At 71.9% G+C, this 14,050-nt stretch carries 14 protein-coding genes; 6 read left to right on the top strand and 8 right to left on the bottom strand.

Going from position 1 to position 14,050, the window contains the following annotated elements; genetic code table 11:
• Positions 1 to 11: 11 nt before the first annotated feature.
• Positions 12 to 968, bottom strand: a complete 957-nt coding sequence (locus ABZS37_RS26760; protein WP_355173326.1) for a sugar phosphate isomerase/epimerase — start codon at positions 966 to 968, stop codon at positions 12 to 14.
• Between the two features lie 604 nt (positions 969 to 1,572).
• Between ABZS37_RS26760 and ABZS37_RS26755 the strand changes: the two genes are divergently transcribed.
• On the top strand, positions 1,573 to 2,841 hold the full coding sequence (locus ABZS37_RS26755; RefSeq protein ID WP_355173324.1) for an Ig-like domain-containing protein: 1,269 nt from the start codon (positions 1,573 to 1,575) through the stop codon (positions 2,839 to 2,841).
• A gap of 108 nt (positions 2,842 to 2,949) precedes the next feature.
• On the opposite strand, the gene ABZS37_RS26750 is transcribed toward ABZS37_RS26755, so the two are convergent.
• The gene (locus tag ABZS37_RS26750; RefSeq protein ID WP_355173322.1) at positions 2,950 to 3,966 is read right to left on the bottom strand and encodes an SMP-30/gluconolactonase/LRE family protein; all 1,017 of its coding nucleotides are present in this window, start codon (positions 3,964 to 3,966) and stop codon (positions 2,950 to 2,952) included.
• A 383-nt stretch (positions 3,967 to 4,349) separates the two neighbouring features.
• Between ABZS37_RS26750 and ABZS37_RS26745 the strand changes: the two genes are divergently transcribed.
• Complete coding sequence (locus ABZS37_RS26745) at positions 4,350 to 4,736, top strand: anti-sigma factor antagonist (protein WP_355173320.1); 387 nt, start codon at positions 4,350 to 4,352, stop codon at positions 4,734 to 4,736.
• A gap of 209 nt (positions 4,737 to 4,945) precedes the next feature.
• Here ABZS37_RS26745 and ABZS37_RS26740 read toward each other — a convergent pair whose 3' ends face one another.
• Positions 4,946 to 5,338 carry an FKBP-type peptidyl-prolyl cis-trans isomerase gene (locus ABZS37_RS26740; RefSeq protein WP_355173318.1) on the bottom strand — a complete coding sequence of 131 codons (393 nt, stop codon included), beginning with the start codon at positions 5,336 to 5,338 and terminating at the stop codon, positions 4,946 to 4,948.
• A 232-nt stretch (positions 5,339 to 5,570) separates the two neighbouring features.
• The gene (locus ABZS37_RS26735; RefSeq protein WP_355173316.1) at positions 5,571 to 6,128 is read right to left on the bottom strand and encodes a hypothetical protein; all 558 of its coding nucleotides are present in this window, start codon (positions 6,126 to 6,128) and stop codon (positions 5,571 to 5,573) included.
• A gap of 325 nt (positions 6,129 to 6,453) precedes the next feature.
• On the opposite strand from ABZS37_RS26735, the gene ABZS37_RS26730 reads away from it, so the two are divergent.
• Positions 6,454 to 7,395, top strand: coding sequence for a TerC/Alx family metal homeostasis membrane protein (locus tag ABZS37_RS26730; protein ID WP_355173314.1), 942 nt, complete (start codon positions 6,454 to 6,456; stop codon positions 7,393 to 7,395).
• Between the two features lie 9 nt (positions 7,396 to 7,404).
• Here the strand turns inward: ABZS37_RS26730 and ABZS37_RS26725 are convergent, their stop codons facing one another.
• From ABZS37_RS26725 to ABZS37_RS26715, 3 genes are all read right to left on the bottom strand, one after another.
• Complete coding sequence (locus tag ABZS37_RS26725) at positions 7,405 to 8,130, bottom strand: helical backbone metal receptor (RefSeq protein ID WP_355173312.1); 726 nt, start codon at positions 8,128 to 8,130, stop codon at positions 7,405 to 7,407.
• A 75-nt stretch (positions 8,131 to 8,205) separates the two neighbouring features.
• Positions 8,206 to 8,766 carry a hypothetical protein gene (locus tag ABZS37_RS26720; RefSeq protein ID WP_355173310.1) on the bottom strand — a complete coding sequence of 187 codons (561 nt, stop codon included), beginning with the start codon at positions 8,764 to 8,766 and terminating at the stop codon, positions 8,206 to 8,208.
• Positions 8,763 to 9,917, bottom strand: a complete 1,155-nt coding sequence (locus ABZS37_RS26715; protein WP_355173308.1) for an Asp23/Gls24 family envelope stress response protein — start codon at positions 9,915 to 9,917, stop codon at positions 8,763 to 8,765. Before ABZS37_RS26715 ends, ABZS37_RS26720 begins: the two co-directional genes overlap by 4 nt.
• 182 nt (positions 9,918 to 10,099) lie before the next feature.
• Between ABZS37_RS26715 and ABZS37_RS26710 the strand changes: the two genes are divergently transcribed.
• The 3 genes from ABZS37_RS26710 (at position 10,100) to ABZS37_RS26700 (ending at position 13,556) form a co-directional block, all read left to right on the top strand.
• A complete protein-coding gene (locus ABZS37_RS26710) occupies positions 10,100 to 10,969 on the top strand; it encodes a phytanoyl-CoA dioxygenase family protein (RefSeq protein WP_355173306.1) in 870 nt (289 codons plus the stop codon).
• Between the two features lie 112 nt (positions 10,970 to 11,081).
• Positions 11,082 to 11,969 carry a DUF2726 domain-containing protein gene (locus ABZS37_RS26705; RefSeq protein ID WP_355173304.1) on the top strand — a complete coding sequence of 296 codons (888 nt, stop codon included), beginning with the start codon at positions 11,082 to 11,084 and terminating at the stop codon, positions 11,967 to 11,969.
• Between the two features lie 294 nt (positions 11,970 to 12,263).
• Positions 12,264 to 13,556, top strand: coding sequence for a hypothetical protein (locus ABZS37_RS26700; protein WP_355173302.1), 1,293 nt, complete (start codon positions 12,264 to 12,266; stop codon positions 13,554 to 13,556).
• Between the two features lie 132 nt (positions 13,557 to 13,688).
• On the opposite strand, the gene ABZS37_RS26695 is transcribed toward ABZS37_RS26700, so the two are convergent.
• Positions 13,689 to 14,036, bottom strand: coding sequence for an Lsr2 family protein (locus ABZS37_RS26695; RefSeq protein WP_210784867.1), 348 nt, complete (start codon positions 14,034 to 14,036; stop codon positions 13,689 to 13,691).
• Positions 14,037 to 14,050: the final 14 nt, after the last annotated feature.

The following is a 14,050-nucleotide window of genomic DNA, read 5'->3' as shown; positions in this document are numbered from 1 at the left end:
CGAGGTGGTTTTCAGTACCGGAGTGAAGCGAGATAGTCGAAGCCGACGCGGGCGGTGTCCAGGGCGTCGGCGGGGGAGCGTGGCGGGGTGCCCGCGTCGTCGCGCTCCACGATGTACTCCTCGATGCCCGCCTCCCGCTCGTGGGCGAAGATCCGGCCGAAGTCGATGACGCCGTCCCCGAGGTCGGCGAAGCCGCCCTCGACATCGAGGTCCTTGACGTGCACCTGGCGGATCCGGCCGCGGTTGGCCCGGATCACGTCGACCGGGTCGTGCGCGCCCCGCCAGGTCCAGTAGAGGTCGAGCTCGAAGTGGACCAACCGGGGGTCGGTCTGCGCGGTGAGGATGTCGAAGCCGGTGGAGCCGCCGGTCAGCGGCACGAACTCGAGCTGGTGGTTGTGGTAGCCGAAATCCAGCCCCGCGCGTTCGGCGAGCCGACCGGCGCGGTTCAGGTCCCGGGCCAGGGCGCGGTAGACAGCGGGGTCCCGGATCGGCTGGCCGTTGGCGTCCCGACCGAAGTACGGGTGGACGATCTTCTTGCAGCCCACCACGTTCGCGTCGGCGAGGGCACGTTCCCAGGTGGCGGCGTCGAAGGGCTGCGGGATGCCGGTGTGCCCCGAGGTGGAGCGCAGCCCGGCCTCGTCGAGCGCGGCCCGGAACTGCGCGGCGGTACGCCCGACGAAACCGGCGTGCTCCACCCGCCGGTAGCCGATCCGACGCAGCGCGTCCAGACTGCCGGGCAGGTCTGCGGCGAGCTGGTCGCGCAGCGTGTAGAGCTGGATGCTGATCCGGTCCACCGGCACCCGGCGCCGGCCCTGGGACTGCGCGGCCGGCGCGGCGGTGGCCGGGCCGGCGAGCAGGCCGGCGGCGCCGACGGCGGCCGCGGAAACGGTCGCGGCGCGCAGCACTCCACGCCGACTGACCGGCTCGGACGCCGGTGTCGGCCCCGGTCCGTTGAGTTGTTGATCCATGGTGGTGGTCCCTTCCTGACGGCTGGTACGCCGTCGGCGGCGGTCGACCTGACTGCCGTCGCCCGGGCGCGCCGAACCGGCCGGATTCGGGCTCCGGCTGGACGGTGAGGGACGGCGCGCGGGTGCGGCCCGGACCCATCGGGAGCGGAACGCGGCGACCCGGCAGGGGTGGCGGCAAGCTGATCGACGTATGGGCAACCCTCTATCTAGATCGTGACCCTACCCTTGCCTCCGGACGAAGGCAAAGGTTCGTCGCGTTTGGCAGAAGTTTCCCTCCAGCTGACAAAAGTCTTCCCTCGACGTGCGCCGCCCGGCCTGACCTCCTACGTCCCGCGCTCGGTGGGACGTGCGGGACCTCCGGTAGGGCTCGCTCCGCTTCACCCCAGGCACCACCAGACGCCCGGTATCAGGACAGCCGGTGCTGCCTCCGCTGAAGCAGAGCAAAGAACATGAGAGAGGTTGCTTGAACGCTTGTTCCGCCAAGTGACGCAGCATCGGAAAATGCGTCGATAAATGCGCCGACGATTATTTCCGAATGCCGTGGACGCCCCTGTCGAGGAAGCGAGAATGTGGCAGAGGGAAGCCGAAACGGGGGGACTGAAACATGACGTCTAGGCGGCGATTGACGCTGTTGGCGGTAACCATCGCAGCTGCACCGCTCGTCCTGGGTGGGTGCACCGCCGACCGGGAGCGGGCGAACGGCTCGGGCAAGGAGCACGTAGCCTCGCCGGAGCTCGCCGTGACGCCGGGGGACAAGGCCCGGGACGTCCCGGTCAGCGCCGAGGTGGGCACTGTGGTCAAGGGTGGACGGGTCACCGGCGTACGCCTCACCGACGACAAGGGCAAGCAGGTCACCGCCGAGCCGCGCGAGGACGGCTCGGGCTGGGTGCCGAACGCGCCGCTGCAACCGCGACGGACCTACACCGCCGAGGTGACCGCGACCGGTGACTCGGGTGCCACCACCACTCGCACCACCACGTTCACCACGATGGCCAAATCGACCAAACCGCAGATCACCAGCACGCTCTATTTCGTCGGCAATCGGACGTACGGCACAGCGATGCCGGTAACCGTCGCGTTCGACCCGGCAATTCCGAAAGAGGCCAGAGCGGATGTCCAGCGGCGGTTGTTCGTGAAGACCAATCCGCCGCAGCCGGGCGCCTGGTCGTGGCTGGAGGACGGAAGTCAGGTCTATTACCGGGCGCCCGATTTCTGGAAGCCGGGGACCACGATCAGCGTTCGGGCCGGCCTGGAGGGTCTGCCGATCGGTAAGGATCGGATCGGCGACGCCGAGCGGACCGCGACCTCCAAGATCGGACGACAGGTCTCGCTGGAGATCGACAATGCCACCAAGCAGATGACGGTGCTGCGCGACGGCAAGCAGGTCCGCCGGATCCCGGTCAGCCTGGGCAAGCCGAGCACGCCCAGTTCAAGCGGCAAAATGGTGATCATGGAGAAGCACCAGCGGACCACCTTCGACACCCGGGGTGAGCCGAACGGTGGCTACGTGGTCGACGTCGACGACGCCCAGCGCTACACCTGGGGCGGTGAGTTCATTCATTCCGCCCCGTGGTCCGAGGGGGACCAGGGCAGCACCAACGTCTCGCACGGCTGCGCGAACGTCTCCGCGACCGCCGCGGAGTGGTTGATGGGGGTGACGCAGGTCGGTGACCTGGTCACCGTCAAGGGCACCGAGGTGGAGTTGCAACCGGGCAACGGCTGGACCGCGTGGAACGTGAGCTGGGACGAGTTCGTCCGCGGCAGCGCCCTGCCGGTGCCGCCCGGGCTCAAGCCCGCGCCGGTCGCTCCGGCGCACCCGGGCGCGGTGGCCGGCGGGTCGCCCGCCCCGGCGCCCTCGGTCAGCGGCCGCTGAGAAACCACCGCCGGCATTCGGGGCCGGCCCGCCATCGCGGCGGGCCGGCCCCTCGTCCGGTTGCCGTGGGTCATGCAGCGCCGACCTGGTGACGGGCCTCCGGACGTTTCAGTCCAGGGGTACGCGCGCCACCCCGGGCCCGATCAGGCTGCCCAGCCAGAGCTGATCGCCGTGCTGGCGTACCCCGGTGATCATCCAGTAGTGCCCGTCCGGGCCGTGCAGCGTCCGGCGGACCGCGCCCGTGCCGTCGACCAGCGCGACCAGCCCGTAGCGGCGTGGCTGTGGCTGCATCGCGTCCGGCAGCAGGGCGGCGATCTGGCGCAGTCGCGGGTGCGGCAACAGCCGCTCGGCGATCGGCACCCGTGGGCTGGGTAGCGCGATCCAGTACGTCCCGTCGCCCACGGCGGAGAGATTGTCCGGGTACGCGGGCAGGTCGGCGAGAACCCGGACGCCGCCGCTCAGCTCGACGCGGAGCAGGCGGTGGGTGCTGGTCTCCACCAGCATCAGCGCCGACTCGTCCGGGGTCAGGGCGATCCCGTTGGGGAAGTACAGCCCGTCGGCCACCACCTCGGTGCGGCCGCTGCCCGGGTAATGGGCCAGCACCCGGCCGTTGGGGCGGTGCTCCAGCAGGTCCCGCTTCCAGTGCGAGACCGGGAACCGGTCGGAGCTGTCGGTGAAGTAGATGGTGCCGTCGCGGCCCACCGTCGCGTTGTTGGCCAGGTGCACCGGGGGTGCCGTCCCGGTCAGTTCGCGTACCGCGCCGTCGGGCGTGACCCGGAGCAACCCGCGGTACGCGTCGCAGACCACCAGCGACTCACCGGACGGGTCCAACTCGATGCCGAGCGGCCGGCCACCGGTCTCGGCCAGCAGTTGGGGTCGGGTGCCGGCCGGCGCGTCGACCGGCCACCACCAGAGCCGACCGTCCTCGTCGCCACTGATCACTCGGCCGGTGCCGTCGACCAGCACGTCCTCCGGGCCGACGGCACCCGAGGGGAGGGGTAGCAACTCGGCTCGGTCGAGCCGGCGGTCGTTGGCAGCCCACGCACCGACCAGCGCCGGAGGGACGGTTGCCGGCTCGCGGACGGGACGGATCAGCCGGGGCGGCCGGGGCCGAGGGATCAGCATCGGCCTATTCTCCACGCCAGACACCTGTCGTTTCCGAATCATCGCTCGCGCGGCGCGCCGACCGGCGTGATCAACACCGTATCGGCGATGTCGGGGTGTCCCGATGACGCGATACCCCGACATCGGCGACCTGGAGTGGATCACCGTCCGAACAACAGGCCGACGGGCGGTCGTCGTCGGGTGGTGGTCTGCGGGGCGGTGGTCGTCGGGTGGTGGTCTGCGGGGCGGTGGTCTGCGGGTGGTGGTCGCTGGGCCGTCGAGGCCAGGCCCCTGACCTCCACCCCGAGAGGGAGGAGGGGCGCCTCGGGGTATGACCCTGGGCGTACCCGGAATCACTCCGCAGAGGGGCGAAACTGTCGGTGGTGGGGGCTAGATTTCTGGTCATGGGAGAGCAGAGCGACCGGTTCGATGTGCAGGTCAGCGTGGGTGACCAGGTGGTCCTCGTGCGGGTGGCCGGCGAGGTCGACATCGCCACGGTGGCTGCGTTCCGGTCCGCGTTGTGGTCCGCGCCGGCGCGTCCGGTGCTCCAGCTGGAGTTGTCCGAGCTGCGGCTGCTCTCCGCCGCAGGCGTCCGCACCTTACTCGCCGCGCATCTGCGCGTCCGGGCGCGCGGTGGCGAGCTGGTCCTGGTCGACCCGAGCCCGGTGGTGGCGCGGGTGCTGCGCGCTACCGGCCTGCACCGCGTGATGCCGATTCTGGAGCCGGGCCGGGTGGTCGAGGCCGCGCGTCGCCCGGTGGTCGCGACCGCACACCTGCAGCTGGCCGCCTGACCCCAGGGCCGCACCCGATCGAGCCCGGTCCGATACCGCCTACACGGGCCAGCGCCGGTCTTGCTCGGCAGGGCTCGACACTGCCGACCCGGGCCAGCGCCGGTCCTACCGAAGCACAGTGCGGGGCCGCTGGCGTGGGCCGGCACCCGTCCTACCCGAGGTGCGGCGCGGGGGCCGCCGGCTTGGGCCGACGACCCCCCGAGAATCGGTCAGCGCACGCCGAGCAGGTCGACGATGAAGATCAGCGTCTCGCCCGGCTTGATGACGCCGGCCGCGCCGCGGTCGCCGTACCCCAGGTGTGGCGGGATGGTGAGGCGGCGCCGGCCGCCGACACGCATGCCGACGACACCCTGGTCCCAGCCGGCGATGACCTGCCCGCCGCCGAGCGGGAACTCGAACGCCTCGCCGCGGCCCCAGGACGAGTCGAACTCGCCGCCGGTGGAGTGCGACACGCCTACGTAGTGCACGCTGGCCAGTTGGCCCGGCTCGGCCTGTGGGCCCTCGCCCACGGTGATGTCCTCGATCACGAGGTCGGCCGGCGGCGCACCCTCGATCGGACCCACCTCGGGCTTGCTCGATCGGGCGCCTGCTGCCTGGTTCATGCGGGGATCTCCTGCCGTGTCGGGTGATGTGTCCGGTCACCGTCGATCCTGCCGGATCGCACCCCACCGATGTGCGGCGGACCCGCTACCTGCTCCGCCCACCCCCGCGTCGATCTTGCACTTGTGGTCCCCGGTGTGCCCCGGTTCGCACCGTTCGTCAGGGCAGCAAGTGCAAGATCGGCGGGCGTCACCGGTGATGGTGACGCCCGCCGAGAGGGTGGTGCGCGGTGGTTCATCGCAGCCAGGGCACCCGCTGGACGATCGGCAGCTTCGCCCACACCGGGCCGAGGCCCCAGGTGTCGCCGGCGTTGACCAGCGCCAGGACCGCCAGCACCGCGGCGTAGATCAGGTGGTCGTCCATGAAGGGGTTGTTCTCCGGGGGCAGGACGGCGGTCCACATCAGGACCAGCAGCAGCCCACCGGCCACGGCGGCGATTCGCATCCCGATGCCGAGCAGCAGGGCGACACCGATCCCGGCCAGGCCGGCCATGAAGAGCCAGTCCGCCCAGGCGGCGCCGGCGATCCCGGCGTAGACGTCCTTGAACGGGCCCGCCACACCGAAGGTCAGGAAGCCCTTGGTGGGGCTGCCACCGTTGATCCAGGCACCCTTCGACTCGGTGGCCATCCCGAGGCCGAACATCTTGTCGATGAACGCCCAGAGGAAGACCCAGCCGAGCGCCAGCCGGAGGCCGGCCAGGAGGTACCGGACGGCCCGCTCTCGAGTGGTGCCGGCCGTCGGAGCGGTGTTCTCGGCGGTGAACCGGTCGGTCGTCGCGGTCATGGTCTCCACGTCCCTTCTCAGCTTCGCACCGCACTTCCCGGTGGCATCTCCAGTGGACGCCCACGGCGCTCCGGGCGGCAGGGCCGACAGACCGCAACGGCCCGGGACGTTTGACCCCTCCGGTCCGGTCCGGCGACCCTGACGACCGTCGTCGAGTCGTAGCGTCCGAGGTGGACGACGAGGGTGCTGGTCGCGACCCGCACCGGGAGGTCGTGGGCGTGAGGGGACCGACTTCGCCGGACCGCCGATGTCGGGTCGGCCGTTCGCCTAGGCTCGGGAACGGCCGACCGGCGGGGTAGCGGGCGGTGCACCGTGGTCGATGCGGAGGGCGTCGGTGGCTGAGGCGACGGTCGCGGTCCCGCTGTGGGCCTGGCCGGCGGTCGGGGCGGTGATCGCCGTGATGCTCGCCGTGGATGTGCTCCTGCACCGGGACAACCACGTCATCGAGCTGCGCGAGGCGCTGCTGTGGAGCGCCATCTGGATCGGTGCGGGCCTCCTGTTCGGGTGCGTCGTCTGGTGGGGCCTCGGTGGCGACTCGGCCATCGCGTACTTCTCCGGCTACCTGCTGGAAAAGGCGCTGTCGGTGGACAACGTGTTCGTCTTCGCCCTGCTCTTCGGTTACTTCCAGGTGCCGCCGGGCTACCAGCACAAGGTGTTGTTCTGGGGTGTCGTGGGGGCGCTCGTCTTCCGCCTGCTGTTCATCTTCGCCGGCGCCGAGCTGTTGGACCGGCTCACCTGGGCCGGTTTCGTGCTGGGCGCCTTCCTGATCTGGACCGGCTGGCGGCTGGCCGTACGTGGCAAGCCGGACGTCGACCCGGAGCGCAACGTCGTGGTTCGGCTGTTCCGGCGGCTGATGCCCACCGATGCCCGCTACCACGGAAGCCGGTTCACCGCCCGGGTGGACGGACGGCGCGTGGCGACGCTGCTGCTGGTGGCGCTCGTCGCCATCGAGGCCACCGACGTGGTCTTCGCCATCGACTCGGTGGCGGCGATCCTCGCCATCACCACCAACACCTTCCTGGTCTGGACGGCCACCGCGTTCGCCGTACTGGGGCTGCGGAGCCTCTACTTCTGCCTGGCCGGTCTGCTGCGGAACTTCGGGTACCTGCGGTACGGCCTTGCGCTGTTGCTCGCCTTCGCGGGGCTGAAGCTCATCCTCGCCGAGACGCCGGTGGGCAAGCTGCCGGTCTGGTTGACCCTCGCGGTGGTGGTGCTGACCCTGGCGGTCTCCATCGGCGCCAGCATCCTGGCCGCGCGGCGCCCCCGGGCGGGCTGAAACGCCGGGTCAGCCGACCAGCACCGGCCGGGACAGTTGATCGGCCAGCAGCGCGGGCGCCTCGGCCAGAGAGGGGCCGTACCAGGTCAGGTGCCGACCAGAGAGCAGAGCACACGGTACGCCGGGAAACGCCTCCGGCCCGTCGTCGGCCGTGAACCGGTACGGCTCGTCGGGCAGCACCACCAGCTCCGGCTCCTGCTCGCGTAACTCGGCGAGGGTCGGGCGGGGATAGCGCTCAGGGTGTTCGTCGTACCCGTTGACCACGCCGAGCCGGCGCAGCACGTCACCGGCGAACGTGTCGCCACCGAGCACCACCCATGGCCGACGCCAGACCGGCACCACCGCCCGGCGGGGCGGTGCCAGCCGGGGCGGCTCGGCCCACGCCCGTCGGGCGGCCCGCAGCCAGGCCGGTTCCGCCGACACACCCAGCTCGGCCAGGAGGTCGCCCAGCTCGGTCAACGCGCCCGGGACGGTACGCGGATAGGTGACGTGCACCGGCACGCCGGCCGCCCGCAGCGCCTCCGCGTCGGCCCGGCGGTTCTCCTCCACGTTGAGCAGCACCAGGTCCGGCCGCAGCGCGCGGACCCGGTCCAGGTCCGGGTACTTGCTGCCGCCGACCCGGGCGACGTCCAGCCCGGCCGGATGGCTGCACCAGTCCGTGGCCCCGACCAGCACTCCTGGCACGGTCAGCGCCACCGCCTCGGTCAGTGACGGCACCAGCGACACCACCCGCATCCGCGTACCTCCGTCCGCCACCCGTCCCGGCACCGATCATGCCCGTCTCGTCGGCGCGGCGCGGCGCGGCGCGGGTCAGGGGCGGCCGGGCTCGATGCGGGCGGTCACGTCGAGGTGCGCGGGTGTGCAGCCAGCGGTCGTCGCGAACCGGCGGACCGCGGCATCGACGTGCTCGCGTACGCCGTCGGCCCGGGCGTCGGCCGCCAGGTCCACCCGTATCCACACGTCGGGTCGCGGCGGTGCACCGGTGAGCACCACCCGGGCGCGGCGTACCCCGGGGTCGCCGGTCAGGTCACGCTCCAGTGCGTGGACGAGCACTTCGGTTTCCAGGCGGGTGCGGCCGGGGTGGCTCCCGGAATGGCTCAGCGTGCCGCGCAGTGCCCGGCCGGGCCGGCGCAGCTCGCGGTCCAGCAGGCGCTGCCCGGCGAGGGCGATCAGCACCCCGGTGACCGCCGCGGCCAGGGTGCTCCAGGGCGTGGCCAGCCGCCACGCGTCCAGCATCCCGGCGCCGAGCAGTGCCGCGCCGGGGTCGTCGCCGGGCAGCGCCCCGAAGCTGACCACCAGCGCGGTCGTTCCGGCAGCCACCAGCAGCAGCGCGACGATGGTCCACAGCAGCCGGTGTGCGGCGTCGGTCATGCGGGCCGCCTGCGGGGCAGCAGCCGTATCTCGATCCGGCCGGTCGGGGGCGAGGCGAGCTGATGCAGCTCCTGGTGCACCGCGAACTCGACCTCCGCACGGGCCGCCGGGTCGCCCGTGGCGCGCACCCGGGGGCACCACTGGTCGCCGCGCCGGCGGACCCGCACCCGGGCCCGGCGCACGCCTGGCACGGTCGCGGCCGCGTCGGTGAGCCGGCGTTCCACGCACCGCCGGCGGAGGTGCCAGCCGTCCCGCTCGTCGATCCGCAGCCGAACCGGTGTCCAGCGGCGCAGCTGGGTGGCCAGGATGACCAGGCCCAGCAGTACGGCCACGCCGGCCACGGTCCGGACGCTTGAGTCGTGCCAACGAGTGGTGGTCAGCGCGTCGTACCAGCCGGCGCGGGCGAGCAGCGGTGCCGGGCGGTCCAGCGTGACCAGCAGCGCCTGCACGGCCAGCAGCGCGCCGCCGGCGAGCAGGGCGACGGACAGCAGCAGCGAGCCTGCCCGGTTGACGGTCCGCATGCCGGCCCCCGGCCAACTGACGGGTCGTCGGGTCCCGGCGCCGTCCGCCCCGGGGACGAGCAGATCCTCCACCGTGATGGTTACCGCGGCCACGGTGAGCCCGGTGCCGGCGGCCACCCGGTCGGCGACCGCCATCCGGACGGCCTCGGCGACGGCGGGCACGCTGTGCCCGTACGAGGTGACCAGGTGCAGGTCGAGGCCCACGGACCGGTCGCTCAGGCGGACGGTGGCCGGGCGGGCACCGGATACGCCGGGCACCTGGTCGGCCGCTTCGGTCGCGATCCGCGCGACGTCTGCCACCCCGATGGTGCTCTGTTCGCGACGGTCCGCGTCGATGCTGGCGCGGGTCCCGGTGCTCGGGGTCCCGCCGGCGGGGCCGACGGTCGGGGCGGGGCCGGCGGTCGGGGCGGGGCCAGCGCTCTGTGCGGGGCCGCTGGTCGGGGCGGACGGGCGGGTGGCGATGGGGCGCGGGGGGAGTCGGTGGTGTCGCCCCGCTCGATCAGCGCGAGGGCGCCGGAGAATGGTCGGATCACCGGCCCGTCGAGGCCGGCGGGCACGGCGAGGGTCACCCTGACGCTGGCGAGCGCTCAGGTCACCACCGGCGAGGGTGCCGAACTGCTGTCCCGACATGCTGACCTCCCGGCCGGTCCGCTACCGGCGACCCCGCTGGATACACCCAGGCGGGACCCCTGGAACACGGCGTTGGTGTGATCTCAGTCACAGCTGCCTGGTTGAGCGCTGGCGTCGTTCGGCGGTTCTTGGCACGCTTCTACAACGTTGTAAGCCATGCTTCGTCCCCCGAGGAGCTCTCGATGCGCGTTCCACCGGCCCCGCCAGCGGCAGCCGCCCACCTCGCGCCCACCGGCGAGGACGAGGTGCCGGTCGAGGCACTCGGCGACCTCTACCGCGACGGCATCACGGCCTGCCGGGGCGCCTTCGACCCGGCCTGGGTGGAGCAGGTCGGCCACGATGTGGCCGCCGCGTTCGAGGAGGCGCGCTCGCGCCCCGACGGTGCCGTCGGACGAGGCCCACAGCGCTGGTACGTGGAGATCCACCCGGAGCAGCTGCGCGGCTTCGTCGAGCTGGTCACCCATCCGTGGCTGGTGTCGGTCTGTCAGGCGGTGCTGGGCCCGGAGTACGAGATCGTCGAGCTGGGCTTCGACATCCCCTTTCCCGGTGCGGCGATGCAGCCGTGGCACCGGGACTTCCCGATGCCGGAGGAGACCCGGCGGCAGCGGCGGCTCACATCGTTGGCGTTCAACCTGACCACTGTCGACACGGTGGAGGAGATGGGGCCGTTCGAGATCGCCCCGGGCACCCAGTGGGACGACGAGGCCGACTTCGACCACGGGATGTTCCCGCCCCGGGAGCGCTACCCCCGTTACCAGCAGCGGGCGGTGCGCAAGTACCCGCAGCGCGGGGACATCTCGGCCCGGTCGGCGCTGACCATCCACCGCGGCACCCCGAACGTCTCCCGGTCGGCCCGGCCGGTGCTGGTGCTCGGCGTCGATGCCCCGGGCGCGGGCAACGCCGCCCACCACGACATGGCCGTCACCCGAAGCTACTGGGAGGGCCTGCCCCCGATGGTCCGAGAGCACCTGCACTGCCCGGTGGTGGACCGGTTGGAGCCGATCCGGCAGAAGCACACCATCGAGGGCCTGGTGATGGGCGCCGCCGAGTAGCGGTCGGTCGGTCCGTGGGTCCGGCCAGCTGGGGCCGCACCGCCGAGGCGAGCACCATGATCTACCGCCTAGACTCGGCCCGGCGCGACCGACCGGCGGATGGATCAGGCAGATGACGAGCACCGGCAGCGACGACCGCGGCTGGCTGCGGGCGGTGCCCGCCGACGGCGGGCGCGACACGCTGCTCAGCCGCGCCGGCTACCGGGCCTATCCGGCGCGCCGGCTCAGCGACCTGGTCCAGGGCCGTCCGCCCGGTGTCACCGGCAGCCAGTGGAGTGCGGCCAGTCGCGCCAGCTTCGACTTCGTGATCTGCTCCGCTGACACCGGCCGGCCGATCGTCGCCGTGGAGATCGGCCCGGTCGCGTCCGCCGGCTCGGCGGAGCAGCGCGCTGAGCGACTCAAGGACGCGGTGAGCGCGGCCCTCGGCCTGCCCGTGCTGCGGATCGGATCGCCGACGTTGCGGGCGGCCGAGCACGGCCGGCGCCTCGTGGAGTACGTGATCGACGCGCGCGCCTACGCCGCGGGCGGTGCCGGGGTGACCGCCACTGGGGACGAGCCGGCCCCGGTGGGTTTCCGGGACATCCTCGGTCGGCTGCCGGACGGCCGTACCGGGCCGGTCAACGACCTCGGCGCGCTGACCCGCGCGGCGGCGGTCGAGGCGTACGTGGCCGGGCGGCTGGCCGACCCGATCGTGCGAGGGTTGCACGTGCGCTGGACGGACGGGCCGGCACAGGGGTGGAGTTGGGTGCAGGTACGCCCCGACGTGTGCCTCATCGAGCGGGTCTCGGTGACCGAGCACCGCTTCTCGTGCGGCGTCGACGCGGCACGGCTGGCCGAGGATCTCGCCACGGTCGCCGTCGGGGAGCGGCTGCGTGCCGCTGAGAACGAGGGTGCGGATCTGCTGCCGCGCGCCGAGTTGACCGCGCAGATCGTCGCGCTGAGTCAGCGCCGGAACGACCTGGTGGGCGGATTCGCCTTCGACCACCTCTGCGCCGACTGATCGGCACCCGTTTCACCTGCTGACCCCTGCTCCGCACCGGCTCCGTGTCGGGTCGCGGCAATTTCCTGTGCGCCGGTTGAACCTTCCCGGTCGCCGTCCCGTACTCCTGCGCGAATGAACAGATCTCCCCATCCGCGTCGACCGGGACGCGGGAGGCGGTGCGGAAAGGGCATCGTCGGCCATCGACATGTTACCGGGTAGGTCACGGTGGTCGCCGCCGTGGCGTGCCATCGCACATCCGTCGGTCCGCCGAGGGCAGGAATCCACTACCGGATCGAGAAGGAGAGCAATTCGATGCGCAGGTCCACACGGGCGCGCCGGTCATCCGGCAACGCGCGGAGCAAGCGTCTGCTGGCCGTTGTCGGCACGCTCGTGGTCTTCGGCGGAGTCGTCGCCGTGACCCAGATTTCGTCGGCCCAGGACCGGCGGACGAACAAGCCACGTCCGGCTTCCGGGCAGTGCGTGGAGCCGAGCCCGGGCTCGACCGCGCCGGCTGGCGGCGCCTCGACCAGCCGGACCTGGCAGAACGGTCGGTGGGTGCGTAATCACTGGGGTGACGGGCAGCAGTCGGTCCCCGAGTGCGAGGACGGCAAGGACGGCACGGTGGGCACCGGCACGGCCATCGCCTGTCCGGACGTGACGGCCAAGCTGCCGCAGGTGCCGGACCGGGCGCGGGCCGAGGTGGACCGCAACCTCGCCCAGCTGCAGACCCAGATCGCCGAGGCGGACCGCCGGCTGGCCGCCGAGGGAAACAAGGGTGAGGCGTTCATCCGTAGCGCGATCCTCCAGCCGCTCGCCGGCAAGCGTCGCGCGGTGCTGGACCGGATCACGACCGCCATCGACCGTGTCGGGCCCCGCCCGCAGGGTCTCGCGCAGCTCGCCGAGTGCCAGGTGCAGCCGACCAGCAACACGGGCGGCAACAACGGTGGGAACAACGGTGGTGGCAACACCGGCGGCGGGAACACCGGTGGTGGCAACAACGGCGGAAACAACGGTGGTGGCAACACCGGCGGGAACAATGGTGGCAACGCCCCCGGGGCCGGGCTTGGTGTGCTGGCCAATGACTGCGACGAGAGTCAGCTCCAGCCGCACGACGGCTTCCAGATCGGCAACCGCTGCGTGAGCACCGAATTCGGTGAGGTCGGCGCCGCCGCCAACAACCCGTCGCTGCTGATCACCCAGTTCCCCGAGCAGGTCGGCCGCGACCAGGCCTTCACCCTGCGGATCAGCACCCGCAACCTGGTCCGCGACCGCTTCCTCGCCGCCGGTCAGGGTGGCTACTACGTGGAGAGTTCCCTGCTCAACGACCAGGGGCTGGTCCGGGGCCACTTCCACACCGCCTGCCGGATGCTCGACAGCCTGACCGCACCGCCAGAGCCGCAGGAGGTGCCCGCGTTCTTCGTCGCGACCGAGGACGGCCGCGGAGGTGCCCAGCCTGACGAGGTGACCATTCAGATTCCGGGCCTGCCGGAATCGGGTACGGCGCAGTGCTCCGTCTGGGCCGGCGATGGTTCGCACCGCCTGCCGATGATGGAGCGGGCCAACCAGACCCCCGCGTTCGACTCGGTGCGCATCGACGTCAACTGACCCGACTTGACTAACGGCGGCCGGTCACCCGGGGCGACAACCCTGGGTGACCGGCCGCCGTGTCGTTTCTGGTGCCCGACAATCGACGGGGCCACACCGTTTCCGGCGGGACCCCGTCGTCATACTTGTGCGTCAGCGGCTCTTGTACGCCTCAACGACCTCAACCGGGATCCGGCCCCGCTCGGAAATCTTGTAGCCGTTCTTGACGGCCCATTCCCGGATGGCCCGGTTCTGCTCCCGGTCCATTCCCGCGCCGGTGGGTCGTCCCGGCCGCCGGACTGAGCGGGTGCTCTCGACCGGGCCGCGCCCGATCCGCCGACCCGCATTGATGTATGGATCGAGTGCCTTGCGCAGGACGCCGGCATTCTCGTCCGAGACGTCGATCGTGTAGGCCACGCCGTCGAGACTGAACTCGACCGTCCGGTCGGCCTTCCCACCGTCGAGGTCGTCGGTCAGGACCGTGATTACTTTTCTCGCCATTGCCGATTACTCCC

The sequence above is a fragment of the Micromonospora sp. NPDC005413 genome, assembly GCF_040606435.1.
In the GTDB taxonomy this organism is placed as follows: Bacteria; Actinomycetota; Actinomycetes; order Mycobacteriales; family Micromonosporaceae; genus Micromonospora.
The sequence above is the reverse complement of the archived record's forward strand: the minus strand, read 5'-3'. Positions and strand labels throughout refer to the sequence as shown.

Excerpts from the sequence above, each read along its gene's own strand:
- ABZS37_RS26720 (WP_355173310.1), bottom strand. The coding sequence starts at position 8,766 with ATGACCGACGCCGCACACCGGCTGCTGTGGACCATCGTCGCGCTGCTG.
- ABZS37_RS26745 (WP_355173320.1), top strand. The coding sequence starts at position 4,350 with ATGGGAGAGCAGAGCGACCGGTTCGATGTGCAGGTCAGCGTGGGTGAC.
- ABZS37_RS26755 (WP_355173324.1), top strand. The coding sequence starts at position 1,573 with ATGACGTCTAGGCGGCGATTGACGCTGTTGGCGGTAACCATCGCAGCT.
- ABZS37_RS26715 (WP_355173308.1), bottom strand. The coding sequence starts at position 9,917 with ATGTCGGGACAGCAGTTCGGCACCCTCGCCGGTGGTGACCTGAGCGCT.
- ABZS37_RS26760 (WP_355173326.1), bottom strand. The coding sequence starts at position 968 with ATGGATCAACAACTCAACGGACCGGGGCCGACACCGGCGTCCGAGCCG.
- ABZS37_RS26750 (WP_355173322.1), bottom strand. The coding sequence starts at position 3,966 with ATGCTGATCCCTCGGCCCCGGCCGCCCCGGCTGATCCGTCCCGTCCGC.
- ABZS37_RS26705 (WP_355173304.1), top strand. The coding sequence starts at position 11,082 with ATGACGAGCACCGGCAGCGACGACCGCGGCTGGCTGCGGGCGGTGCCC.
- ABZS37_RS26700 (WP_355173302.1), top strand. The coding sequence starts at position 12,264 with ATGCGCAGGTCCACACGGGCGCGCCGGTCATCCGGCAACGCGCGGAGC.
- ABZS37_RS26695 (WP_210784867.1), bottom strand. The coding sequence starts at position 14,036 with ATGGCGAGAAAAGTAATCACGGTCCTGACCGACGACCTCGACGGTGGG.
- ABZS37_RS26740 (WP_355173318.1), bottom strand. The coding sequence starts at position 5,338 with ATGAACCAGGCAGCAGGCGCCCGATCGAGCAAGCCCGAGGTGGGTCCG.
- ABZS37_RS26725 (WP_355173312.1), bottom strand. The coding sequence starts at position 8,130 with ATGCGGGTGGTGTCGCTGGTGCCGTCACTGACCGAGGCGGTGGCGCTG.
- ABZS37_RS26710 (WP_355173306.1), top strand. The coding sequence starts at position 10,100 with ATGCGCGTTCCACCGGCCCCGCCAGCGGCAGCCGCCCACCTCGCGCCC.